We start from the raw sequence: 24,255 nt of genomic DNA on the forward strand, positions 1-24,255 counted from the left end.
AAGGGCGGGTGTTGGAGGGATGTTTCTGAACCACCGTCCAAGGCCTTCGAGACCCAGGACGGTGAAGATATCAAAGACCCGGTTTCCGGTGAATCGTAAGGCTGCTCCGCTTAAGTGAACAGCATTAGGCGCCAGGCCGGGTTTTTTGTTCAGCTTGCGCCGCGCATCAATGCAGGATCTGGCTCAGGAACAGCTTGGTCCGGTCATTTTGCGGGTTATCGAAGAAGTCGTTCGGTGGCGCTTGTTCGACGATTTCACCTTTATCCATGAAGATCACGCGGTTGGCCACGGTACGGGCGAAGCCCATTTCGTGGGTCACGCAGAGCATGGTCATGCCGTCTTCGGCGAGGCCGATCATGGTGTCCAGCACTTCTTTGACCATCTCCGGATCGAGGGCCGAAGTGGGTTCATCGAACAACATGATTTTTGGCTTCATGCACAACGCCCGGGCAATCGCCACGCGCTGTTGCTGGCCGCCGGACAGTTGCCCCGGAAACTTGTGAGCCTGCTCCGGAATGCGCACGCGCTCAAGGTAGTGCATGGCGATTTCTTCGGCCTTGCGCTTGGGCATCTTGCGCACCCACATCGGCGCCAGCGTGCAGTTCTGCAGGATGGTCAGGTGCGGGAAGAGGTTGAAATGCTGGAACACCATGCCGACTTCGCGGCGGATCGTTTCGATCTGCTTGAGGTCGTTGGTCAGCTCTACGCCATCGACCACAATACGTCCCTGCTGGTGCTCTTCCAAGCGGTTGAGGCAACGGATGGTGGTGGACTTGCCCGAACCCGACGGGCCGCACAGCACGATACGCTCGCCCTGCTTGACGTCGAGGTTGATGTCTTTCAACACGTGGAACTGGCCGTACCACTTGTTGACGCCCTGCATCTGGATAATGCCTTCAGGGCTCACAGGCTGTTTGATCGCTTCGCTCATAACAACAACTCCTAACGCTTGTGGCCAGTGTCGAGCTTGTGTTCCAAATGAATGGAATAGCGCGACATACCAAAACAGAAAATCCAGAACACCAGGGCCGCGAACACGTAGCCTTCGGTGGCCATGCCCAACCATTTCGGGTCAGCGGCGGCTTGCTTGACGCTGTTGAGCAGGTCGAACAGGCCGATGATGATCACCAGGCTGGTGTCCTTGAACAACGCGATAAAGGTGTTAACGATGCCGGGGATGACCAGCTTCAGGGCTTGCGGCAGAATCACCAGGCCCATGCTGCGCCAGTAACCCAGGCCCATCGCAGCGGCCGCTTCGTACTGACCTTTGGGAATCGCCTGCAGGCCGCCGCGCACCACTTCCGCCACGTAAGCCGACTGGAACAGGATCACGCCGATCAGCGCCCTCAGCAGTTTGTCGAAGTTCATGCCTTCAGGCAGGAACAGCGGCAGCATCACCGAGGCCATGAACAGCACGGTGATCAACGGTATGCCGCGCCAGAACTCGATGAAGGTCACGCAGAGCACACGAATCGCGGGCATGTTCGAACGTCGCCCCAGCGCCAATACGATGCCCAGCGGCAATGCGCCGGCGATGCCGACGGTGGCGATGACCAAGGTCAGCATCAAGCCGCCCCATTTGTTGGCAGGCACGTTAGTCAGGCCGAAACTACCGCCGTGCAGCAGGTAGTACGCGATGATCGGGTACAGCACCAAGAAGCTCAGGCCGTAGACAGCCTTACGCTGGAAGCGCGAAATGAACAACGGCGCTGCGCCGACAATCGCCAGCCAAACGGTGAGGTCCACACGCCAACGCAGGTCGACAGGGTAGTAGCCGTACATGAACTGCCCGAAGCGTTGTTGGACAAACACCCAACAGGCGCCCTCTTTGGTGCAATCGGCTTGGGTAGTGCCGATCCAGTTCGCGTCTAAAATTGACCACTGCAAAAGCGGCGGTACCACTAAATAGACCAGGTAGATCGCCAGCAATGTCAGGAGGGTGTTGAGCCAACTGGAAAACAGGTTGGCGCGCATCCATGCCATCGGGCCGAATACCTTGCCCGGCGGCGGCATGTCAGGTTTGAACGTATGCGTACTCATGGATGTTTCCTCACCGTTCAATCAGCGCAATGCGCTTGTTGTACGCGTTCATCAGCAGGGAAATGCTGATGCTGATCGCCAGGTACACGCTCATGGTGATGGCCATGACTTCAATCGCCTGGCCGGTCTGGTTGAGCACCGTGCCGGCAAACAACGAAACCATTTCCGGGTAACCGATACCGGCGGCCAACGACGAGTTTTTTGCCAGATTGAGGTATTGGCTGGTCAGTGGCGGAATGATCACCCGCAGGGCCTGCGGGATGATGACCTTGCGCAGCGTCGGCCCAGGGCGTAAGCCCAGGGAACGCGCGGCTTCGGTCTGGCCGTGGCTCACAGACTGAATACCCGAGCGCACGATCTCGGCGATAAACGCGGCCGTATAAACCGTAAGCGCCAGGGTCAGCGCCAGCAGTTCGGGGATCAATACCCAGCCACCGACAAAGTTGAAGCCTTGTAATTTAGGCATCTCCCAGTGCAGCGGTGAGCCAAAAATCAAGGTGCACAACGCGGGGATTGCGATGAACAACGCCAGGCCCGCCCAGAATTTATGGAACGGTACGCCGGTAGCCTCAAAGCGCTTGTTGGCCCAACGCGCCATCAGCACGATCGCCACGATAGCGACGACGACGCTGACCACAAACGGCCAAAAACCTTCAGCTGCCAGCGCGGCCGGCATATTCAAACCCCGGGCGCTCATAAAGAACATATCGGCAAAGTTATGGCTGTTACGCGGCAACGGCATGGTCAAAAATACTGCGAAATACCAAAAAAGGATCTGCAGTAGCGGCGGGATGTTGCGGAACACTTCCACATACACGGTCGCCAGTTTGTTGATCATCCAGTTCGGCGACAGTCGCGCCACACCGATAATAAAGCCGAGCAGCGTTGCCAGGATCACGCCGATGAACGTCACCAGCAAAGTGTTGAGCAAACCGATCACAAAGACCCGGGCGTAGCTGTCCGATTCGGTGTAGTCGATCAAATGCTGCGCGATGCCGAAGCCGGCACTGCGTTCAAGAAAGTCGAAACCCGAGGTGATGCCCCGGTGCTGCATGTTGGTCTGGGTATTGTCGAAGAGGTACCAGCCGAGCCAGACCACCGCCACAATCGTGATGATCTGGAAGAGCCACGCACGCACTTTGGGATCGCTGAAGCTGAGCTTCTGCTTGGGTGCGCCGATTTTATTTTGCATGAAGTGCCCCGAAAATAATGGAACAGAACATCACCCGGCAGTTGGCCCACCGGGTGACAGAACCATCAGCGATCAGCGCACAGGGGGTGCGTATTGAATGCCGCCGGCGTTCCACAGCGCGTTCAGGCCGCGGTCGATTTCCAGCGGGGTGTCCTTGCCGAGGTTGCGCTCGAACACTTCGCCGTAGTTACCGACTTGCTTGACTATCTGTACGACCCAGTCTTTCTTCACTTTCAGGTCTTTGCCGTATTCGCCGTCAGCACCGAGCAGACGAGCGACGTCCGGGTTCTTGGTGGACTTGGCTTCAGCTTCAACGTTTTTCGAAGTGATACCGGCTTCCTCAGCGTTGAGCATGGCGTAGCCAACCCAGCGCACGATGGCCAGCCACTCGTCGTCGCCGTTACGCACGACCGGGCCCAGCGGCTCCTTGGAAATAGTTTCCGGCAGAACCACGTAGTCTTTCGGTGCGGCCAGCTTGCTGCGCTGGGCGAACAGTTGGGACTTGTCGGAGGTCAGTACGTCGCAACGACCGGATTCCAGCGCCTTGGCGCTTTCATCGGAGGTGTCGAAGGTGATCGGGGTGTATTTGAGGTTGTTGCCGCGGAAGTAGTCGGAAACGTTCAGCTCGGTGGTGGTGCCGGCCTGGATGCAGATGGTTGCACCGTCCAATTCCTTGGCACTTTTAACGCCCAGCTTTTTGTTTACCAGGAAGCCGATGCCGTCGTAGTAAGTGATGAAGCCTGGGAATTTCAGGCCCATGCCGGCGTCGCGGGAGCTGGTCATGGTGGTGTTACGGGACAGAATGTCGACTTCGCCCGATTGAAGTGCGGTGAAACGCTCCTTGGCGTTCAACTGGCTGAATTTGACCTTGGTCGCGTCTCCGAAAACGGCAGCGGCCACAGCGCGGCACACGTCAGCGTCGATCCCCAGGATCTTGCCGCTGGCATCCGGTACCGAGAAACCCGGCAGACCGTCACTCACGCCACATTGCACAAAGCCTTTCTTCTGCACGGCGTCCAGCGTGGCGCCAGCTTGGGCAAAACCACTGACACCCAGTACAGCCGCCGCGGAAACGATGGCCAGGGTGGATTTCAATAACTTCATTCAAACCTCCAGTTGCTCTTGTTGTGTCGGAGCTCGAACCTCAGCGCACCCTTATGAGGCGATATCGACCCGTGTTGGCTTTTTTTAGGGTCAAGCGGCATGAGGTTGTTGCAGTCAATCCAGTTGCTATCCCGTAAGCGGCAGTCACTGATAGTGTTACCGTCCTGAGATAGCGCTGACATCGTCCAACACGTAGCAAGGCCCGTACCATAGTGCCGGCTGAGTCGATTCAGCCCACGGTCAATAGCAAAAGATTCAACCGTGCGACATCTTATTAACAGATCAACCCGTCGCGCACCGTTCCGTTGCACTTAATCGGAGCGCACGCACATTAATGGAGCAGACATGACCGAACCCTTGATTCTTCAGCCCTCCAAGCCCGCAGACGCCTGCGTAATCTGGTTGCATGGCCTGGGTGCCGATCGCTACGACTTCCTGCCGGTGGCCGAGGCGTTACAGGAAAGCTTGCTGACGACCCGCTTCGTTTTGCCCCAGGCACCTACTCGTGCGGTGACGATCAATGGCGGCTATGAGATGCCCAGTTGGTACGACATCAAGGCCATGAGCCCGGCCCGCTCGATCAGCCTGGAAGAGCTGGAGGTGTCGGCAAAAATGGTCGCGGATTTGATCGAAGCGCAGAAGAGAACCGGAATAGACGCGTCGCGGATTTTCCTCGCCGGGTTTTCCCAGGGCGGCGCCGTGGTATTTCATACCGCATTCCTGAATTGGGAAGGCCCACTGGGCGGCGTTATTGCCCTCTCAACCTACGCACCGACATTCGGCGATGAGCTGGCGTTATCCGCCAGCCAGCAGCGCATTCCAACGCTGTGCCTGCACGGCCAGTACGATGAAGTGGTGCAGAACGCCATGGGCCGCAGCGCCTACGAGCATTTAAAGAGCCGTGGTGTCACCGTGACATGGCAGGAATACCCAATGGGACACGAAGTGTTACCGGAAGAGATCCGTGATATCGGTGCCTGGTTGACTGCTCGCCTGGGCTGAAAACCACCGTTTGTGTAGCCGTATGACAGACGCACTACGCCGCGCCCGATTCTTGCATTACACTGGCCGGCGTACATTCCTTAACCAATTAATGAGATCACCGTGCTCAAAGCACTCAAGAAGATGTTCGGCAAAAGCGAGGCTGAGCCGCTCGCGCCTGATTCCAGTGCTCCTGTCTCTATTACCGGCAGCCGCAACGACGGTGAACAACCCGGCCGGACAGCACCCGTTGCCCAGCCGAAGGTAACACCGCCTGAACAGGCAATACCGGCTGCAGCCGCGCCCGCGCCAGTGGCTCCCAAGCCTCGCCGCGAACGCGCACCAAAGCCGGTCGTCATCCCCTGGAAACTCGAAGACTTCGCCGTCGAGCCCCAGGAAGGCAAGACCCGCTTCCACGATTTCAAACTGGCCCCGGAACTGATGCACGCCATCCAGGACCTGGGGTTCCCGTACTGCACGCCGATCCAGGCGCAGGTGTTGGGCTTTACCCTGGCGGGCAAAGACGCCATCGGCCGCGCCCAGACCGGTACCGGCAAGACCGCCGCGTTCCTGATTTCGATCATCACCCAACTGCTGCAGACGCCGCCGCCGAAAGAACGCTACATGGGTGAACCGCGCGCGCTGATCATCGCCCCAACCCGGGAGCTGGTGGTACAGATCGCCAAGGACGCCGCCGACCTGACCAAGTACACCGGCCTCAACGTCATGACGTTCGTCGGTGGCATGGACTTCGACAAGCAGCTCAAGCACCTCGAAGCCCGTCACTGCGACATCCTGGTAGCGACGCCGGGCCGCCTGCTCGACTTCAACCAGCGCGGCGACGTGCACTTGGACATGGTCGAAGTGATGGTCTTGGACGAAGCCGACCGCATGCTCGACATGGGCTTTATCCCGCAAGTGCGTCAGATCATCCGCCAGACCCCGCCCAAAGCCGAGCGCCAAACCCTGCTGTTCTCCGCGACCTTCACCGAAGACGTGATGAACCTCGCCAAGCAATGGACCACTGACCCGTCCATCGTCGAGATCGAGGCGCTTAACGTCGCCAGCGAAAACGTCGAGCAGCACATCTACGCCGTGGCCGGTGCCGACAAGTACAAGCTGCTCTACAACCTGGTCAACGACAACGGTTGGGAGCGCGTGATGGTATTCGCCAACCGCAAGGACGAAGTACGCCGCATCGAAGAGCGCTTGGTGCGCGATGGTGTGAACGCCGCGCAACTGTCGGGCGACGTGCCGCAGCACAAACGCATCAAGACGCTGGAAGGCTTCCGCGAAGGCAAGATCCGCGTATTGGTCGCCACCGACGTGGCGGGTCGCGGGATTCACATTGATGGCATCAGCCACGTGATCAACTTTACCCTGCCGGAAGTGCCGGACGACTACGTGCACCGCATTGGCCGTACCGGCCGTGCCGGGGCGGCGGGTGTGTCGATCAGCTTTGCGGGCGAGGATGACTCGTATCAGTTGCCGTCGATCGAGGCGCTGCTGGGGCGCAAGATCAGTTGCGAGACGCCGCCGACGCACCTGCTGCGAGCCGTTGAGCGTAAACGCCCCCAGGCTGAAACGCAGTAAAAAATGTGGGAGCGGGCTTGCCCGCTCCCACATTTTGTTCTGCGTTCGGCGTGCTATTTCCAGCGATCAGCGGCTGCATGGTCGCTACTGCGCCCTTCTACCCAGCGCGGCCCCTCACGGGTGTTTTCTTTTTTCCAGAACGGCGCCCGTGTCTTCAAGTAGTCCATCACAAACGCACAGGCATCAAACGCCGCCTGGCGATGGGCACTGGCTGCCGCAACAAACACAATCGGCTCACCCGGCTCCAGCGCGCCAATGCGGTGCAGCACTTCCAGCTTGAGCAACGGCCAGCGCTGTTCAGCTTCCAAGGCGATCTTGGCCAGGGCCTTTTCGGTCATGCCGGGGTAGTGCTCCAGGAACATGCCAGACACGTCGCGGCCGTCATTGAAGTCGCGCACGTAGCCGACAAAACTCACCACCGCGCCCACGCCGACATTGGCCGCGTGCATCGCATTCACCTCGACGCCCGGATCAAACGCCTGGGCCTGCACACGAATGCCCATGCTTAGCCTCCCGTCACGGGCGGGAAGAACGCCACTTCGTCGCCAGCTTGCAATGGCTCGTCGAGACCACACAACTCCTGGTTGCGCGCGCACATCAGGCTGGTTTCGTTGAGCACTTCGAAGCCCGGATCACCGGCCAACGCTTGGCGCACCGCATCGACGGTGGCGAAGTCGCCTTCCATTTCCAAGGAGTCCAGGCCAACCGCTTCGCTGTAACGCGCAAAAAACAGTACGTTGATGCTCATGGCTGGTCCGCCTTGAAGTGCCCACTTTTACCGCCAAGCTTTTCCAGCAGGCGAATGCTTTCGATGATCATGCCGCGATCCACGGCCTTGCACATGTCGTAGATGGTCAATGCCGCGACGCTGGCGGCAGTCAACGCTTCCATCTCCACGCCGGTCTGGCCGGAGAGTTTGCAGCGCGCCAAGATATGCACCGAGTCTGCGCCGTCGGCGCTCAGTTCGACCTTGACGCCCGTCAACATCAACGGGTGGCACAGAGGGATCAGGTCACTGGTTTTTTTCGCGGCCTGGATTCCGGCAATGCGGGCCACGGCAAACACGTCGCCCTTGGGATGGGCGCCGTCAACAATCATTTTCAGGGTCTCGGGCAACATGCGCACGCGCGCTTCGGCCACCGCCTCACGGAACGTCACGGACTTGTCGGTGACGTCGACCATATGGGCGCGACCTTGGGAATCGAGATGAGTTAGCACGAGGCCTCCTTGAGGCAGCAAAAAAGCTACAAGCGGCAAGCGGCCAGTGAAAAGCTCACTGGACCAACCTGCAGCTTGTAGCTTAAAGCTTGCTACTCAGAGATGCGACTCTGCGTATTCAGCCAGGATCGAACGTGGAACACCCTGCAGCGCAATGTGTACGCCGTTCGGGAAGTCTTTGAAGCGCTCCGTCAGGTACGTCAGCCCGGAGCTGGTCGCGGACAGGTAAGGGGTGTCGATCTGCGCCAGGTTGCCCAGGCACACCACTTTGGAACCGGCACCGGCACGGGTGATGATGGTTTTCATCTGGTGTGGGGTCAGGTTCTGGCATTCATCGATCAAAATCAGGCTCTGCTGGAAGCTGCGACCTCGAATGTAGTTGAGGGATTTGAACTGCAACGGCACTTTGCTGAGGATGTAGTCGACGCTGCCATGGGTGTTTTCGTCATCCATGTGCAAGGCTTCGAGGTTGTCGGTGATCGCCCCTAGCCACGGTTCCATTTTTTCCGCCTCGGTGCCGGGCAGGAAACCGATTTCCTGGTCCAGGCCCTGCACGCTGCGGGTGGCGATGATGCGGCGATAGCGCTTGGTCACCATGGTCTGCTCGATGGCGGCAGCCAAGGCAAGGATGGTTTTACCGGAACCGGCAGCACCCGTCAGGTTGACCAAGTGAATGTCCGGGTCGAGCAGCGCGTACAACGCCAGGCTCTGGTAGATATCGCGCGGTTTCAGGCCCCAGGCTTCCTGGTGCAACAGGGGTTCCTGATGCAGATCGAGAATCAGCAGCTTGTCGACCTGGATTTCTTTGATCCAGCCGACAAAGCCCTGTTCGTCGATGATGAATTCATTGATGTGTACCGCCGGCAGGTTGTCGATCAGCTGTACCTGATGCCAGGTGCGGCCATGGTCCTGACGGGTTTCGACCTTGCTGACGAGGTCCCAGAAGGAGCCTGTTACCGTGTGATAGCCACGCGACAACATCGACACGTCGTCGACCAGTTGGTCGGTGCTGTAGTCCTCGGCGGCGATCCCACACGCGCGTGCCTTGAGGCGCATATTGATGTCTTTGGTCACCAGCACCACGCGCAGGTCCTTGTCGCGGGCGTGCAGGTCGATCAATTGGTTGATGATTTTGTTGTCGTTCAGATTTTCCGGCAGCAGGCTGTTGGGCTCGCTGCGCTTGCTCATCAGAATCGACAGCAAGCCCTTGGGCCCGCTTTTGCCACGCTGGATGGGTACGCCGACTTCAACATCCTCCGGCGATGCTTCGCCCAGTGTCTTGTCGATCAGGCGGATGGCCTGGCGGCATTCGGCGGCAACGCTGTGGGGCCCGCCTTTGAGTTTGTCGAGCTCCTCAAGCACGATCATCGGAATGGCGACGTGGTGTTCTTCGAAGTTAAGCAGTGCGTTCGGGTCGTGTATCAGTACGTTGGTATCAAGCACATAAAGGATTGGCTGGTCGGAAGAAGGGTTACGTCCATGATCATCCATACTCGGTCACCTTTGTGGGAGCCAGTCGACGCAATACCTGGGCGGTGCTGCGCCTCGATTCGACCACCGACTGCACCTGAGTGACGTCAAGCGCAGTGCCCACATGAGGAGTCTTGAAAGACGCCACCTGTGTTGCAGGTTTCGGCGATCTGACTTCGTAATACCGCAAAACCCATGACAGGAAAAAGCACTTTGACGCTTTTTTGAAGTTTATTTTTCAAGATGACGAATAGCACTAGCCGAGTACCAAGTACCCCGTTAAAGTCGGAAGTCGGCCTACATCGAATTACCGTACAAAATCACCCCGAAAATGCCTCACACCGAACAGGGTCGGGCTCTTCAGCGAAACGCCTCTCGGCAGTCCTGCCAACCCAGACCACTCTGCGCCGTTGCCTGTAGCAGGATGGGTAAAGCAACCCGCGCCTTGTCCTGGGTATCGTGAAACACAATCACGCCTTTGCGCCACAGCAGCATCAATGTCAGCACCCGTTGCGCCGACTCATCGGCCTTGAGCTTACCGGGCTCGTCCTGGGAATCGATGTCCCACAATGCCACCTGCAAGCCTTGGGCTTGAAAGAAACCCTGGCTGTCGGCGCGACGCTGGCCGTAGGGCGGACGGAAGAGAGGCACGTAGTTTTCCGGCATCAGGTTTTGCGCCAGTGAGGCACTGCGGGTGATGGAGCTCTGCCAATCCACCCAATGACTGTGGGAACGGTACTGCCAACCCTGGGTGCCCACGCACTGGCCCTGGTACAGCGCCTGCACATCAGCAACGGAACTGCGCTCCACCCGGGTTTGCAGGCTGCTGCCGAGGACGAAGAACGTGGCGTTCATCTTTTGCTTGCGCAGGTAGTCGGTGAGCCAGTCGGTGTTGCCGCTGACCGGGGCCGGACCGCCGTCGAAGGTCAGCAGGAACAGCCGGTCGTTGAATTCATCGCCATTACGCTCATGGTCACCAAACCGCGCGATTTCACTGCTGATCTGTGGAAACAGCGCAGCCTTGCGCAGCAGTTCATCCAAGTAGCGTTCATGGAAGGTATGACTGGGGCCGGCCCAGCTTATATAGAAGGAATCGCTGCTGACCTCGAACTTGCCGGCCTGCTCGCGCAGGTCCTCCATGTTTTCCACTAGGTAGCAAAACGAAGCATCTTCCTCGCAACTCTGCTGGGCGAAGGTGTAGTTTTCGAGCAGGCGCTGCCAGAGCTGACGACGCAGGTCATCGATGGCGGACAGATTGATGATCTTCAGGCCCAGGCGCTGTTTGAGCGCGGCTTCATCCTGATTCTCGCTGGCCAACAGGCTATGGGCGAACATCAGGATTTCCGCGCGCGAGGCGACGTCGAACAACGCCGGGCTGCCGAGTTTTTCGGGCCAGGTGCCACGGTCCAGGCTGACCACATCCACGGGCGCCGCCTGGGCATTCAGGCACAGCAGGCACGCCGACAATAAAAGCGCTATTCGCACACAGGGTCTCCCTCTCCAGAGTCGTCGGCCATCATAGCGGATCGCGCCTATCGCCATCATAGGTGGAGTCAAAACGCTCAAGCCCCTAGAATCCCTCCCACGATTCCAGGAGCCAACTTCATGCTGATGGTGATTTCCCCCGCCAAGACCCTCGATTTCGAGACCGCGCCCGTGACCCAGCGCTTCACCCAGCCGCAGTACCTGGACCACTCCCAGGCACTGATCGAGCAATTGCGCACCCTCAGCCCGGCGCAAATCAGCGAATTGATGCACGTATCCGACAAGATCGGTGGCCTCAACGCCGCCCGCTTCGGCAGCTGGACCCCAGCGTTCACCCACGCCAACGCCAAACAGGCACTGCTGGCGTTCAAGGGTGATGTCTACACCGGCCTGAATGCCGACACCTTCAGCGATGCCGATTTCACCTACGCCCAGGACCATCTGCGCATGCTCTCGGGCCTCTATGGCCTGTTGCGCCCGCTGGACCTGATGATGCCGTACCGCCTGGAAATGGGCACCAAACTGCCCAACGCCCGTGGCAAGGACCTGTACGCCTTCTGGGGCACGCGCATCAGCGAATGGCTCAATCAAGCGCTGGCCGAACAAGGTGATGACGTGCTGCTCAACCTGGCCTCGAACGAGTACTTCTCGGCGGTCAAGCGCACGGCCCTGAACGCGCGGATCATCAACACCGAGTTCAAGGACCTGAAGAACGGCCAGTACAAGATCATCAGCTTCTACGCCAAGAAGGCACGGGGCATGATGAGCCGCTTTGTGATCGAAGAACGCATCAACGACCCGGAAAAGCTCAAAGCGTTTGATGTGCAGGGGTATCGCTTCAATGCAGAGCAGTCGAAGCCGGACAACCTGGTATTTTTGCGCGATCACGCACCGCAATAAGGCCTTCACGGGCACAGATGTTCAAATGTGGGAGCTGCGGTGCGACAAGTCGAATTGTCGCGCCGCAGTTCCCACATTTCTGTCCGCGCTTCAACGCCGGATCGTCATACTTTTGGCGTCAAAAAACATCTTGAAGTATGTCTAACAATTCTTTCACTCGACATCCGTCATTTTTTTTCGTAGTGGCACCACTTTTTTAATAACGTGATGGCACAAAACTATCTCTGCGCGCCAACTCCCCACAACTACTGCCCCAAATAGCAAGTGCTATCAATATAGCACTAGTGCCATCTTGCCTAATATTTCAAGAAATTTCGGGAAACAGGATGAGCGGCCCGGAACTTCGTCAATACGCACGGCTCATACCACCGGTAACGAAATTCTCTGTTTCTGTAGGAGATGACTTACATGGCGACCAATGGAGAGTATCGAAGTTGTCACATTAAACTTTGACTGAGTGGTCACTCTATAGATGCTTAGTTAGGAGCGGCGACAAGGATGATTTGCCACGAACTATGAGGCCAAGGCTGTGCTTACCCTAATGGGTCAGTGACACAATCCAAGACATTGATATTTAAGGCTAAAAAAGCCCATATCAAAATCTTGTGGCACTGGCGCCACGCCCTTCTCCCAGGAAGGCTGGCTGCATTTCAGGGCAGGCCCCAACAATAAGGCCACGTTGCGCACAACTTGAGTGCAATAGTTAGTCACTCACTATTTAACATGCCTGTACGCGATAAGTCGGCGTCTATTCGCCTAACTTTCGCGGCATCAGTGACGCTTGCAAACATGAACTCCGGCCAATTATTGGCATGATTAACACCGTCTTCAATGACACATGAGGTAAATGCGATGCGCATCAGCATATTTGGTTTGGGTTACGTTGGCGCAGTCTGTGCCGGTTGCCTGTCTGCACGTGGCCACGAAGTGGTCGGCGTAGATATCTCCAAGGATAAGATCGACCTGATCAACGCTGGCAAATCGCCGATTGTTGAGCCAGGCCTGGGCGAACTGTTGAGCCAGGGTATTGAAACCGGCCGGCTGCGCGGCACGACCAACTTCGCCGAAGCCATCCGCGATACCGACCTGTCGATGATTTGCGTCGGCACGCCGAGCAAGAAGAACGGCGACCTGGAACTCGACTACATCGAAGCGGTATGCCGCGAGATCGGCCTGGTCCTACGTGACAAAGCCACCCGCCACACTGTGGTCGTGCGTAGCACCGTCTTGCCAGGCACCGTAGCCAACGTGGTGATCCCGATCCTCGAAGACTGCTCTGGCAAAAAAGCCGGTGTGGACTTCGGCGTTGCGGTCAACCCGGAATTCCTGCGTGAATCCACCGCCATCGCTGACTACGACCTGCCACCGATGACCGTGATCGGCGAATTCGACAAAGCCTCCGGCGATGTCCTGCAGTCGCTGTACGAAGAACTCGACGCGCCGATCATCCGCAAGGACATCGCCGTTGCCGAGATGATCAAGTACACCTGCAACGTGTGGCACGCCGCCAAAGTGACCTTCGCCAATGAGATCGGCAACATCGCCAAGGCTGTCGGCGTCGACGGTCGCGAAGTGATGGAAGTGGTGTGCCAGGACAAGACCCTCAACCTGTCCCAGTACTACATGCGCCCAGGCTTCGCCTTCGGCGGCTCGTGCCTGCCAAAAGACGTGCGCGCCCTCACCTACCGCGCCAGCACCCTGGACGTGGAAGCGCCGCTGCTCAACTCGCTGATGCGCAGCAACGAGTCTCAGGTGCAGAACGCCTTCGACATCGTTTCCAGCCACGACAAACGCAAAGTCGCGCTGCTGGGCCTGAGCTTCAAGGCCGGCACCGATGACCTGCGCGAGAGCCCGCTGGTAGAGCTGGCCGAAATGCTGATCGGCAAGGGTTATGACCTGAGTATCTACGACAGCAACGTCGAGTACGCCCGTGTCCACGGCGCGAACAAAGACTACATCGAAGGCAAGATCCCGCACGTGTCGTCCCTGCTCAACTCGGACTTCGACGACGTGATCAACAACTCCGACGTGATCATCCTGGGCAACCGCGATGAGAAGTTCCGTGCCCTGGCGCAGAACGCCCCGCACGGCAAGCAAGTGGTTGACCTGGTGGGCTTCATGTCCAAAGCCACCAGCGTAACCGGCCGTACCGAAGGCATTTGCTGGTAACAGCAACGGCAAGTTCCGGGCTGCAAGCGTACCAATCCCCAGCGCTTGCAGCCTGGAGCCTTCTTCACCTTCGGATGACGCTCATGTCCAAGTTAAAACACGTACTGCTCCAATCCGCCGGCTGGCTGTTCTTCCTGAGCCTGCTGCTGGGACTCGCCCTGCTGCTGCCGGCGAGTACGTTCGACTCTGAGTCGAAGAATTTTATTTTCCTGATTGGCGCCGTTGGTATCTGGCGCTACTCGATGGGTGCTACGCATTTCTTTCGCGGCATGCTGTTCCTGTACGTGGTCTACCCGCACCTGCGCCGTAAAGTGCGCAAGCTGGGCAAGGCCGCAGACCCCTCCCATGTGTTCTTGATGGTCACCAGCTTCCGTATCGATGCGCTGACCACTGCCCAGGTCTACAGCTCGGTGATTCGCGAAGCCATCGAATGCGGCTTCCCTACGACCGTGGTCTGCTCACTGGTGGAAATGTCCGACGAGTTGCTGGTGAAGAGTTTGTGGGAACGCATGAACCCACCGGAGCACGTCAAGCTCGACTTCGTGCGGATCGCCGGTACCGGCAAACGCGACGGCCTGGCCTTTGGTTTCCGCGCCATCTCCCGCCACCTGCCGGATGACCGTGCAGTGGTTGCGGTGATCGATGGCGACACCGTGCTCGCCGAAGGCGTCGTGCGCAAGACCGTGCCGTGGTTCCAGCTGTTCGGCAATGTCGGCGGCCTGACCACCAACGAGTTCTGCGAAGTGCGCGGCGGCTACATCATGAGCGAGTGGCACAAACTGCGCTTCGCCCAACGCCACATCAACATGTGTTCCATGGCCCTGTCCAAGCGCGTACTGACCATGACCGGTCGTATGTCGGTGTTCCGTGCCAGCGTAGTGACCGACCCGGGCTTTATCGCCGATGTGGAAAGCGACTCGCTGCAACACTGGCGCCTGGGCCGCTTCAAGTTCCTGACCGGCGACGACAAGTCCAGCTGGTTCAGCCTGATGCGCCTGGGTTACGACACGTTCTACGTGCCGGACGCCGCGATCAATACCGTGGAACACCCGCCGGAAAAAAGCTTCATCAAGGCCAGCCGCAAGCTGATGTTCCGCTGGTACGGCAACAACCTGCGCCAGAACTCCCGTGCCCTGGGCCTGGGTGTTCGTCGGCTGGGCTTGTTCACCAGCGTGGTGCTGTTCGACCAGCGCGTGTCGATGTGGACGTCCCTGCTCGGCCTGACCGTGGCGATCATCGCCACCTTCAAATACGGCGGCGCGTTCATCCTTGCGTACCTGCTGTGGATCGGCATCACCCGCCTGATCCTGACCCTGCTGCTGTCGTGCTCCGGCCACAAGATCGGCCCGGCCTACCCGGTGATTCTCTATTACAACCAGATCATGGGCGCACTGGTGAAGATCTACGTGTTCTTCCGCCTTGATCAACAGTCCTGGACCCGCCAGGACACCAAACTGACCCGCGATTTGGCCAGCTTTCAACGTTGGTTCAACACCTGGTCGTCTCGGACCATGACCTTCTCCGCCGGCAGCATATTCGTTGCCGTGTTGCTGATGATGGTCTGACCCTGCCAAGCCTGAATTAACTCTAGGAAATGCCCTGATGAACAGTCCAGTAAACGCCAACGTAGTCCACGAATCCGAAGCCCAGCGCCAGCACGCCCGTGTCAAAATCCCGGCCAAGCTGCGCTTTTTCAACACCGACCGCACGCCGACCGAAGCACGCGTGCACGACCTGTCCGCCGGCGGCCTCTCGTTCACAGCGACGCAGCCGCTGACCATCGGTGAAGTGCACAAGGGGCGCCTGCAATTCGTCATCGACAACCTCGGCCTGGCCATGGACGTGGAGCTGCAGATTCGCTCCTACGACCGCCAGACCGGCCGCACCGGTTGCCAGTTCCAGAACCTCGATGCCCAGGATATTTCCACCCTGCGCCACCTGATCACCTCGCACTTGTCCGGTGACATCGTGACCATGGGCGACGTGCTCGCGACCCTGCAGCGTGACAACTTCACCAAGGCGCGCAAGGTCAAGGACAGTGGCAGCAACATGAGCGCCTTCGGTCGCTTGCGCGCCGTGACTTTCAGCCTGGCAATCTTCCTGGTGGGTCTGGCCGCGTTCGGCTTTGTGTTCAAGTCGGTCTACGGCATGTACTTCGTCAGCCACGCCCAGGCCGGCATTGTCAGCGTGCCTGGCATGAACGTAACCATGCCACGCGACGGCACCGTGCAAAGCCTGCTCAAGGGTGATGCGATCGCGGTTAAGGGCGCACCACTGGCCACCTTCAGCACCAGCATGCTGGATGTGCTCAAGGGCCATCTGGATGAAGACCAACTGCAACCGGCCAAGGTTGAGGAGCTGTTCGGCAAGCAAATGACCGGCACCCTGACTTCGCCATGCGACTGCATCGTTGCCCAGCAAATGGTCGCCGACGGTCAGTACGCCAGCAAAGGCGATGTGATCTTCCAACTGGTACCGCGCGGCGCCCAAGCCAACGTTGAAGCGCGCTTCACCTATCGCCAGTTTGGTGACGTTCGCCCAGGTACACCGGTGAGCTTCCAGGTGGCCGACGAAGAACAACTGCGCACGGGCACCATCGTCAGCAGCACCAGCCTGAACAGTGCCGACCTGTCCTCGGACATCCGCGTGCAGATCAAGCCTGACGCGCCGCTGGACAGCACTTACGCCGGCCGCCCGGTCGAAGTGACCAGCGACCGTGGCCCATCGCTGAACTGGCTGATCGATAAAGCCATGGCTCACGGTCTGTAAGCGAGGACATGCCTGTGAACCCAATTTCAAGAACAGCACAGCCCCCTGTGGGAGCCAGGCTTGCCCGCGATGGCATCGACTCGGTACACCTGCAACACCGAGGTGCCCGCATCGCAGGCAAGCCAGCTCCCACACAGAGCAGATCTCATTCGGCCGCCGTGTATTGCGCTCTGGCTCTGGCCGTCAGCCTCGCCGGTTGCGCCGGCCTGCCCGACCAACGCCTGGCCAATGAAGCGCTCAAGCGTGGCGACACCGTCACCGCGCAGCAGAATTACCAGCAACTGGCAGACCTGGGTTACAGCGAGGCCCAAGTGGGCCTGGCCGATATCCAGGTAGGCACCCGCGATCCGGCGCAAATCAAACAGGCTGAAGCCACTTACCGTGCGGCGGCGGGCACCTCGTCCCGTGCCCAGGCTCGTCTCGGTCGCCTGCTGGTGGCCAAGCCCGGCTCCACCGAAGCCGAGCACCATGAAGCCGAAGGCCTGCTGAAAAAAGCCTTCGCCAATGGCGAAGGCAACACGTTAATTCCGCTGGCGATGCTGTACCTGCAATACCCGCACAGCTTTGCGAACGTGAACGCCCAGCAGCAGATCAGCAAGTGGCAAGCAGCGGGTTATCCGGAAGCCGGCTTGGCCCAGGTGCTGCTGTATCGCACCCAGGACACCTACGACCAGCATCTGGATGATGTGGAGCGCATTTGTAAAGCCGCGCTCAACACCACAGACATCTGCTACGTCGAGCTGGCCACGGTTTACCAGAAAAAAGCCGAGCCCGAAAAACAGGCCGAGCTGCTCAAACAAATGGAAGCAGGCTACAGCCATGGCACCGTCACCGCACAACGCGTCGACAGTGTTGCTCGCGTATTGGGTGATGCTTCGCTGGGCAAGACCGACGAGAAAACTGCCCAGGCGCTGCTGGAAAAAATCGCGCCTGGCTACCCGGCTTCCTGGGTCAGCCTGGCGCAACTGCTCTACGACTTCCCGGAACTCGGCGACGTCGACCAGATGATGAAGTACCTGGACAACGGCCGCGCCGCCGATCAGCCGCGCGCCGAGCTGTTGCTGGGCAAGCTCTACTACGAAGGCAAGTGGGTGCCGGCAGACGCCAAGGCGGCCGAAGCACACTTTCAGAACGCCTTAGGCCGCGAAGTGGCTGCCGATTACTACCTCGGCCAGATCTACCGCCGTGGCTACCTGGGCAAGGTCTACTCGCAAAAAGCGCTGGACCACTTGCTGACGGCAGCGCGCAACGGCCAGAAGAGTGCCGACTACGCCATCGCCCAATTGTTTTCTCAAGGCAAGGGCACCAAGCCCGACCCACTGAATGCCTATGTCTTCAGCCAATTGGCTAAAGCCCAGGGCACGCCAGAGGCCAATGACTTGGCCACGCAGCTGGAAGCGCCGCTGACGCCTGAGCAACGCGCTCAAGGCCAACGCCTGGTGCAACAGGAACTGGCCGCACGCGGCACCCTGGCCCAGAGCACGCTGCAACTGCACGCCCTGCAAGAAGAAGACGGCGAGGAATCCCTATGAAGCTCAACCCATTCGTCAAAGCCGGCATCGGCCTGACCTTCGCCCTGCTGTGGTCGTGCCCGACCCTGGCCGCGCTGACCGAAGCCAAGAACTTCGGCCTGGAAGTCAAAGCCACCGCGCAGTCCGAAGATGACCGCGATCTCGGCACCCAGAAAGGCGGCGACGTCAACGGCGTCGGCCTCGACCTGCGTCCTTGGATCTACGGCGAAAGCGGTGCGTGGAGCGCCTACGCCATGGGCCAGGCGGTGGTGTCCAGCGACATCATCGAGACTGATACGCTGCAACAGTCGGCCGATGACCAGAACCAGCAAACCACCAACAACGACCGTAAGGCCAAGAAAAACTACCTGGCCATGCGCGAGTTCTGGGTCGGCTACAGCGGCTTCACGCCTTACCCCGGCGAGATCCTCAAGCTGGGTCGTCAACGCCTGCGCAATGACGACGGCCAATGGCGTGACACCAACATCGAAGCGCTGAACTGGACCTTCGACACCACCCTGCTCAAGGCCAATGTCGGCGTTGCCGAACGCTTCAGCGAATACCGCACCGACCTCAAGGAACTGTCGCCGAAGGACAAGGACCGTCAGCACTTGTACGCCGACGCGTCCTACCAGTGGACGCCGGGCCAATGGATCGGCCTGCGCGGCCACCACACCCATGACAACGGTAAGCTCGATTACCCGGAACCGGGCCAACCGACCGACTCGCTGGACAAGCGCGAGAACGGCGACCTGACCTGGCTCGGCATCGAAGCCAACAGCGACGCGTACAACTGGCGCAACACCAACACCGTCAACTATTGGGCGAGCATCACCGGCATGCAGGGCGACCGTGACACGGTCAACGCGTTGAAGGCCGACGGCACCCGTCCCGACCAGGCCAAGCGCAGCGACGACGTGAATGGTTGGGCCACCGACTTGGGTATTCGCCTGCGCCTCGACCCGCAGTGGCAAGTGGGTGCGGCCTACGCCCGCGCCAGCGCCGAATACGAACAGAACGGTCTGCAAAGCAACCGTTCGAACTGGACCGGCACCCAGTCCCGCGTGCACCGCTTCGGCGAAGCCTTCCGTGGCGAAATGAACAACATGCAGTCCATGAGTCTCTTCGGTTCCTGGCAGTTGCGCGAAGACTACGACGCCAGTTTGGTGTACCACAAATTCTGGCGTGTCGACGGCAACAAGCCGGTGGGCAGCAACGGCATCGATGCCGTACAGAACAACACCGACGATGTGACCGGCGCGATCCTGTCCAGCACTTCCCTGCCGCTTGAAGACGGCAAGAAAGACCTGGGCCAAGAGATGGATCTGGTCGTTACCAAGTACTTCAAGACCGGCTTGCTGCCGGCCGCGCTCAGCCAGTCGATTGATGAGCCGTCTGCGCTGGTGCGTTTGCGTGCCGGTGTGTTCAAGCCGGGTGACGCCTATGGCAGCCAGGTTGACTCGTACATGCATCGCGCCTTTGTCGACGTGATTTGGAAGTTCTGATGGGAGCCTGCGCAATGATTCCTAAACGCTTGCTGGTGACCGCGATACTGATGGCCAGCGCCACAGCTTTCGCCGATACCGCGCAGCAGGTCAAGGCGCCGACCATCGCCAAAGAACTGCAACAGGCCAAGACCTACACTATTTCCAGCCCGCCGACCGCGCCGCTGGAAATGGCCAAGCCGGCCCTGCCGGACCTGTCGGGCTACACCGCTGCTGCGATGCAAAAGAAGATCGTGCGGGGCAAAGCGGGCAAGATCAGCATCCGTCGCATGATGCAGGAAGACGCCCTCAAGGACTTCATTGGCGGTGACAACAAGATGGCCGAATGGGTGGTGCGCCAGCACGGCATTCCCCAGGCGATCTTTGTCGATGACGGCTACATGAACCTCAAGGACCTGCTGGGCAAGGTGCCCAAGCAGTACCTGAGCGAAACTTCGCCGGGCGTGTTCCTGGCCAAGTTGCCGATCGTGGTCGGGCGCAAAGGCATCCTGGAAATCGACAAGAAAACCCAGGAATTGCGTTTGTCCCAGGAAGCCGGTTCGTTCCTGATCAACGATGGCCAGCTGTTTGTGAGTGACACTAAAGTCACCGGCTGGAGCGAAAAAGCAAACGGCCCGGCGCTGTTCAAGTCGGCCAAGGAATTTCGCCCGTTCCTGCTGGCTTGGGGCGGCACCGAGACGTACATCTCCAATACCAAGATGGCCAGCTTCGGCTACGCCAACAGTAAGTCGTACGGGGTGAGTATTTCCCAGTACACGCCGAACATGGCCAAGGTGCTCAAGCGTCCTGAGCCGACCGGTTGGATCATTGATTCCGAGTTCTCGGACATGTGGTACGGCTTCTACTGCTACGAGACCACGGGCTTCGTGATCAAGGGCAATACCTACAAAGACAACATCGTCTACGGCATTGACCCCCACGACCGTTCCCATGGCCTGATCATCGCGGACAACACCGTCTACGGCACCAAGAAGAAGCACGGCATCATCATTTCCCGTGAAGTGAACGACAGCTTCATCTTCAACAACCGCAGCTACGACAACAAACTTTCAGGCTTGGTGATCGACCGTAACAGCGTGAACAACCTGATCGCCGACAACGAGATCTACCGTAACCACACCGACGGCATCACCCTCTATGAGAGCGGCGACAACCTGTTGTGGGGCAACAAAGTGATTGCCAACCGTCGCCACGGTATCCGCGTGCGTAACAGCGTGAACATCAAGCTGTACGAAAACACTGCCATGGCCAACGGCCTGACCGGCGTCTACGGCCACATCAAGGATTTGACCGACACCGACCGCGACATCGCCCTCGACCCGTTCGACGCCAAGGTCTCGCTGATCGTGGTCGGCGGTGAACTGGCGGGTAACGGCAGCGGGCCGCTGTCCATCGACTCGCCGTTGAGCATCGAGCTGTACCGCGTGTCGATGCTGGCGCCGACCAAATCCAGCGGCATCAGCTTCTCCGGCGTGCTTGGCGATCGCCAGGAAGAGATTCTCGACCTGCTGGTTCGCCAGCAGAAAGCCGTGCTGATCGACCCTGTCGAACGCCAGACCGAAATGCAGGACTGAGGATGACCCTTATGCACCCACACATGATCAAACTGCTGAGCCTCTCGGGTCTGACCCTCGGCCTGCTCGCGGCCAGCCAGGGCGTGCGCGCCGACGAAATCAAGGCGCCGACCTTCACCGCCGAGCCGTGCTGCAGCCTGTGCCCGGCCGCCCATGACGCGCGCAACTACACCACACGTTATCAGCAGAACTTCACCACCCTGGTACAAGCCCAGGGCGACTGGCTGTTCCGTACTCAGGAAGACCTGCGTACCGAGTTCGACACTACCCCGTCTGGCTACAAGCGCATGCAACAACTGCATGACGCGTTCAAGTCCAAGGGTGTGGAACTGGTGGTGGTCTACCAGCCGACCCGTGGCCTGGTGAACCGCAACAAGCTCAACCCCGAGGAAAAAGCCAAGTTCGATTTCGACAAGGCATTGACCAACTACAAGACCATGCTTGGCCGTTTCGCCAAGATGGGCTACGTAGTGCCGGACCTGTCGCCGTTGACCAACGAGCAACTGCCGGATGAGCTGCCGGCCCACGATTTCTACTTCCGTGGCGACCAGCACTGGACCCCGTACGGCGCCCAGCGCACCGCGAAAATCGTCGGCGCCAAAGTGCGTGCCATGCCTGAATTCGCCGATATTCCCAAGCGCGAATTCGAAACCAAGCGCTCCGGGCGCATGGGCAAGACCGGCACCCTGCATAACATGGCCGGGCAACTGTGCGGCACCAGCTACGCGATCCAGTACATGGACCAGTTCACCACCGAGCCGAAGGGCGAAGCCGGTGACGGCGACCTGTTCGGCGATTCGAGCAACCCGCAGATCACCCTGGTGGGCACCAGTCACAGCGGCAAGAACTACAACTTCGCCGGCTTCCTGCAACAGGAAATCGGCGCCGATATCCTCAACGTCGCCTTCCCCGGTGGTGGTCTTGAAGGCTCGATGCTCCAGTACCTGGGCAGCGACGAATTCCAGAAGTCGCCGCCAAAGATTCTGATCTGGGAGTTCTCGCCGCTGTATCGCCTCGACCAGGAGACCATCTATCGCCAGATGATGTCCCTGCTCGATAACGGCTGCGAAGGCAAGACCGCGCAGATGGCCGCGAGCACCACCTTGAAACCCGGCAAGAACGAATTGCTGGTGAACAGTTCGAACAAAGACCTGCGCAACGCCAACCATCAGGTTGATATCCGCTTTGCCGACCCGTCGGTGAAAACCTTGCAAGCCACCCTCTGGTACATGAACGGTCGCCACGAGGACATCAAGATCGAGAAACCCGAAACATCCGATACAGACGGGCGTTTCGCCTTTGAACTGCGCACCGATGAAGACTGGGCCTCTCAGAACTTGCTGGCCGTGGAAGTGCAGGGCCCCGAAGCAGGCGCTGCCGCGCAGAAAGTCGAAGCGAAAATTTGCACACGCAACGTATTCCCAAGCGGCGGTCAAAAAACCGCATCAACGCATTGAAATAAGCGTGCAATGAGGTTACCTATGCAGAAGTTATTGATCCCTACGTTACTGGGCCTGGCGATGTTCGCAGGCTCCGTCAACGCCGCGGCACCGCTGCGTCCACCACAAGGCTATTTCGCACCGATTGAAGCGTTCAAGACCGGCGATTTCAAGAAAAACTGCGACACCATGCCGACGCCGTACACCGGGCCGTTGCAGTTTCGCAGCAAGTACGAAGGCTCCGACAAGGCGCGTTCCACGCTGAATGTGCAATCCGAAAAAGCCTTCCGCGACAGCACTGCCGACATCACCAAGCTGGAAAAAGACACCAGCAAACGCGTGATGCAGTTCATGCGCGACGGTCGCCCCGAGCAACTCGAATGCACCCTGAACTGGCTGGTATCGTGGGCCAAGGCCGATGCATTGATGTCCAAGGACTTCAACCACACCGGCAAATCCATGCGCAAGTGGGCGCTGGGCAGCATGGCCTCGGCCTATGTGCGCCTGAAGTTCTCCGACTCGCACCCGCTGGCTAACCACCAGCAGGAATCGCAACTGATCGAAGCCTGGTTCAACAAACTGGCCGATCAGGTAGTCAGTGACTGGGACAACCTGCCCCTGGAAAAAACCAACAACCACTCCTACTGGGCCGCCTGGTCGGTGATGGCAACGTCCGTCGCCACCAACCGCCGCGACCTGTTTGATTGGGCGGTCAAGGAATACAAGGTCGGCGTCAACCAGGTCGATGACCAAGGCTTCTTGCCGAACGAATTGAAACGCCAGCAACGCGCCTTGTCGTACCACAACTACGCCCTGCCGCCGCTGTCAATGATCGCCAGTTTTGCCCTGGTCAACGGTGTTGATCTGCGCCAGGAAAACAACAGCGCGCTCAAGCGCCTGGGCGACAAAGTGCTGGCTGGGGTGAAAGACCCGGAAATCTTCGAGCAGAAAAATGGCAAAGAGCAAGACATGAAGGACCTCAGGGAAGACATGAAATACGCATGGCTTGAGCCGTTCTGCACCCTCTACACCTGTGCGCCGGATGTGATCGAGCGCAAACACGGGATGCAGCCGTTCAAGACGTTCCGCCTCGGGGGCGACCTGACCAAGGTGTACGACCCGGCGCATGAGAAAGGCGACAAAGGTTCCTGACCGGACTCGGTCCCCTGTGGGAGCGGGCTTGCCCGCGATAGCTATATGACATGCAACATTGATGTCGTCTGACACACCGCTATCGCAGGCAAGCCAGCTCCCACACTGAGCCGGTTTCGACAGTGAAATTGTTGTACCGCCCTCCCCCGAATT

Annotated in this window: 20 protein-coding genes; 11 read left to right on the forward strand and 9 right to left on the reverse strand. The window is 59.0% G+C overall.

The window, feature by feature from the left end; genetic code table 11:
• Positions 1-166: 166 nt before the first annotated feature.
• The 4 genes from AACY52_RS23410 to AACY52_RS23425 all read right to left on the reverse strand — a co-directional run bounded on the left by AACY52_RS23410 (position 167) and on the right by AACY52_RS23425 (position 4,336).
• Positions 167-931 (reverse strand): amino acid ABC transporter ATP-binding protein, encoded by a 765-nt coding sequence (locus tag AACY52_RS23410; protein WP_339417678.1) that lies wholly within the window; start codon positions 929-931, stop codon positions 167-169.
• Positions 932-942: 11 nt separating this feature from the next.
• Entirely contained in the window at positions 943-2,040 is a 1,098-nt protein-coding gene (locus tag AACY52_RS23415) for an amino acid ABC transporter permease (protein ID WP_339427137.1), read from the reverse strand.
• Between the two features lie 10 nt (positions 2,041-2,050).
• The gene (locus tag AACY52_RS23420; protein ID WP_339417675.1) at positions 2,051-3,232 is read right to left on the reverse strand and encodes an amino acid ABC transporter permease; all 1,182 of its coding nucleotides are present in this window, start codon (positions 3,230-3,232) and stop codon (positions 2,051-2,053) included.
• Positions 3,233-3,304: 72 nt separating this feature from the next.
• Entirely contained in the window at positions 3,305-4,336 is a 1,032-nt protein-coding gene (locus tag AACY52_RS23425) for an amino acid ABC transporter substrate-binding protein (RefSeq protein WP_339417674.1), read from the reverse strand.
• 345 nt (positions 4,337-4,681) lie between these two features.
• On the opposite strand from AACY52_RS23425, the gene AACY52_RS23430 reads away from it, so the two are divergent.
• Together AACY52_RS23430 and rhlB are read left to right on the forward strand one after the other, a co-directional pair.
• Positions 4,682-5,338 carry an alpha/beta hydrolase gene (locus tag AACY52_RS23430; RefSeq protein WP_339417673.1) on the forward strand — a complete coding sequence of 219 codons (657 nt, stop codon included), beginning with the start codon at positions 4,682-4,684 and terminating at the stop codon, positions 5,336-5,338.
• 96 nt (positions 5,339-5,434) lie between these two features.
• Complete coding sequence (gene rhlB, locus AACY52_RS23435) at positions 5,435-6,910, forward strand: ATP-dependent RNA helicase RhlB (protein ID WP_339417858.1); 1,476 nt, start codon at positions 5,435-5,437, stop codon at positions 6,908-6,910.
• A gap of 53 nt (positions 6,911-6,963) precedes the next feature.
• Here rhlB and moaE read toward each other — a convergent pair whose 3' ends face one another.
• The 5 genes from moaE to AACY52_RS23460 all read right to left on the reverse strand — a co-directional run bounded on the left by moaE (position 6,964) and on the right by AACY52_RS23460 (position 11,083).
• Complete coding sequence (gene moaE, locus AACY52_RS23440; RefSeq protein WP_339417672.1) at positions 6,964-7,413, reverse strand: molybdopterin synthase catalytic subunit MoaE; 450 nt, start codon at positions 7,411-7,413, stop codon at positions 6,964-6,966.
• A 2-nt stretch (positions 7,414-7,415) separates the two neighbouring features.
• Entirely contained in the window at positions 7,416-7,658 is a 243-nt protein-coding gene (gene moaD / locus AACY52_RS23445) for a molybdopterin converting factor subunit 1 (RefSeq protein ID WP_053131334.1), read from the reverse strand.
• A complete protein-coding gene (moaC, locus tag AACY52_RS23450; protein WP_339560822.1) occupies positions 7,655-8,128 on the reverse strand; it encodes a cyclic pyranopterin monophosphate synthase MoaC in 474 nt (157 codons plus the stop codon). The genes moaD and moaC overlap by 4 nt, the downstream gene beginning before the upstream one ends.
• Positions 8,129-8,224: 96 nt before the next feature.
• Positions 8,225-9,619, reverse strand: a complete 1,395-nt coding sequence (locus AACY52_RS23455; RefSeq protein ID WP_339417665.1) for a PhoH family protein — start codon at positions 9,617-9,619, stop codon at positions 8,225-8,227.
• Positions 9,620-9,958: 339 nt separating this feature from the next.
• Positions 9,959-11,083 (reverse strand): polysaccharide deacetylase family protein, encoded by a 1,125-nt coding sequence (locus tag AACY52_RS23460; RefSeq protein WP_339417663.1) that lies wholly within the window; start codon positions 11,081-11,083, stop codon positions 9,959-9,961.
• Positions 11,084-11,203: 120 nt separating this feature from the next.
• Between AACY52_RS23460 and yaaA the strand changes: the two genes are divergently transcribed.
• The 9 genes from yaaA to AACY52_RS23505 all read left to right on the forward strand — a co-directional run bounded on the left by yaaA (position 11,204) and on the right by AACY52_RS23505 (position 24,102).
• Entirely contained in the window at positions 11,204-11,983 is a 780-nt protein-coding gene (yaaA, locus tag AACY52_RS23465; protein WP_339417662.1) for a peroxide stress protein YaaA, read from the forward strand.
• An 852-nt stretch (positions 11,984-12,835) separates the two neighbouring features.
• Positions 12,836-14,152, forward strand: coding sequence for a nucleotide sugar dehydrogenase (locus AACY52_RS23470; RefSeq protein WP_339417661.1), 1,317 nt, complete (start codon positions 12,836-12,838; stop codon positions 14,150-14,152).
• A gap of 83 nt (positions 14,153-14,235) precedes the next feature.
• Entirely contained in the window at positions 14,236-15,717 is a 1,482-nt protein-coding gene (gene alg8, locus AACY52_RS23475; protein ID WP_314569913.1) for a mannuronan synthase, read from the forward strand.
• A gap of 37 nt (positions 15,718-15,754) precedes the next feature.
• A complete protein-coding gene (locus tag AACY52_RS23480) occupies positions 15,755-16,921 on the forward strand; it encodes an alginate biosynthesis protein Alg44 (RefSeq protein WP_339417660.1) in 1,167 nt (388 codons plus the stop codon).
• Positions 16,922-16,929: 8 nt separating this feature from the next.
• Positions 16,930-18,453: an alginate biosynthesis TPR repeat lipoprotein AlgK gene (algK, locus tag AACY52_RS23485; protein ID WP_339417659.1), complete on the forward strand. Its 1,524-nt coding sequence runs from the start codon at positions 16,930-16,932 to the stop codon at positions 18,451-18,453.
• Positions 18,450-19,937, forward strand: coding sequence for an alginate export family protein (locus tag AACY52_RS23490; RefSeq protein WP_339417658.1), 1,488 nt, complete (start codon positions 18,450-18,452; stop codon positions 19,935-19,937). Before algK ends, AACY52_RS23490 begins: the two co-directional genes overlap by 4 nt.
• The gene (gene algG, locus AACY52_RS23495) at positions 19,937-21,511 is read left to right on the forward strand and encodes a mannuronan 5-epimerase AlgG (RefSeq protein WP_339417657.1); all 1,575 of its coding nucleotides are present in this window, start codon (positions 19,937-19,939) and stop codon (positions 21,509-21,511) included. Before AACY52_RS23490 ends, algG begins: the two co-directional genes overlap by 1 nt.
• Positions 21,512-21,522: 11 nt before the next feature.
• Positions 21,523-22,968: an alginate O-acetyltransferase gene (locus tag AACY52_RS23500; protein ID WP_339427208.1), complete on the forward strand. Its 1,446-nt coding sequence runs from the start codon at positions 21,523-21,525 to the stop codon at positions 22,966-22,968.
• 24 nt (positions 22,969-22,992) lie between these two features.
• Positions 22,993-24,102, forward strand: coding sequence for a mannuronate-specific alginate lyase (locus tag AACY52_RS23505; RefSeq protein WP_339417655.1), 1,110 nt, complete (start codon positions 22,993-22,995; stop codon positions 24,100-24,102).
• The last annotated feature ends 153 nt before the right edge of the window (positions 24,103-24,255 follow it).

It is taken from the genome of Pseudomonas sp. EA_65y_Pfl1_P113, assembly GCF_963970525.1.
In the GTDB taxonomy this organism is placed as follows: Bacteria; Pseudomonadota; Gammaproteobacteria; order Pseudomonadales; family Pseudomonadaceae; genus Aquipseudomonas; species Aquipseudomonas tritici.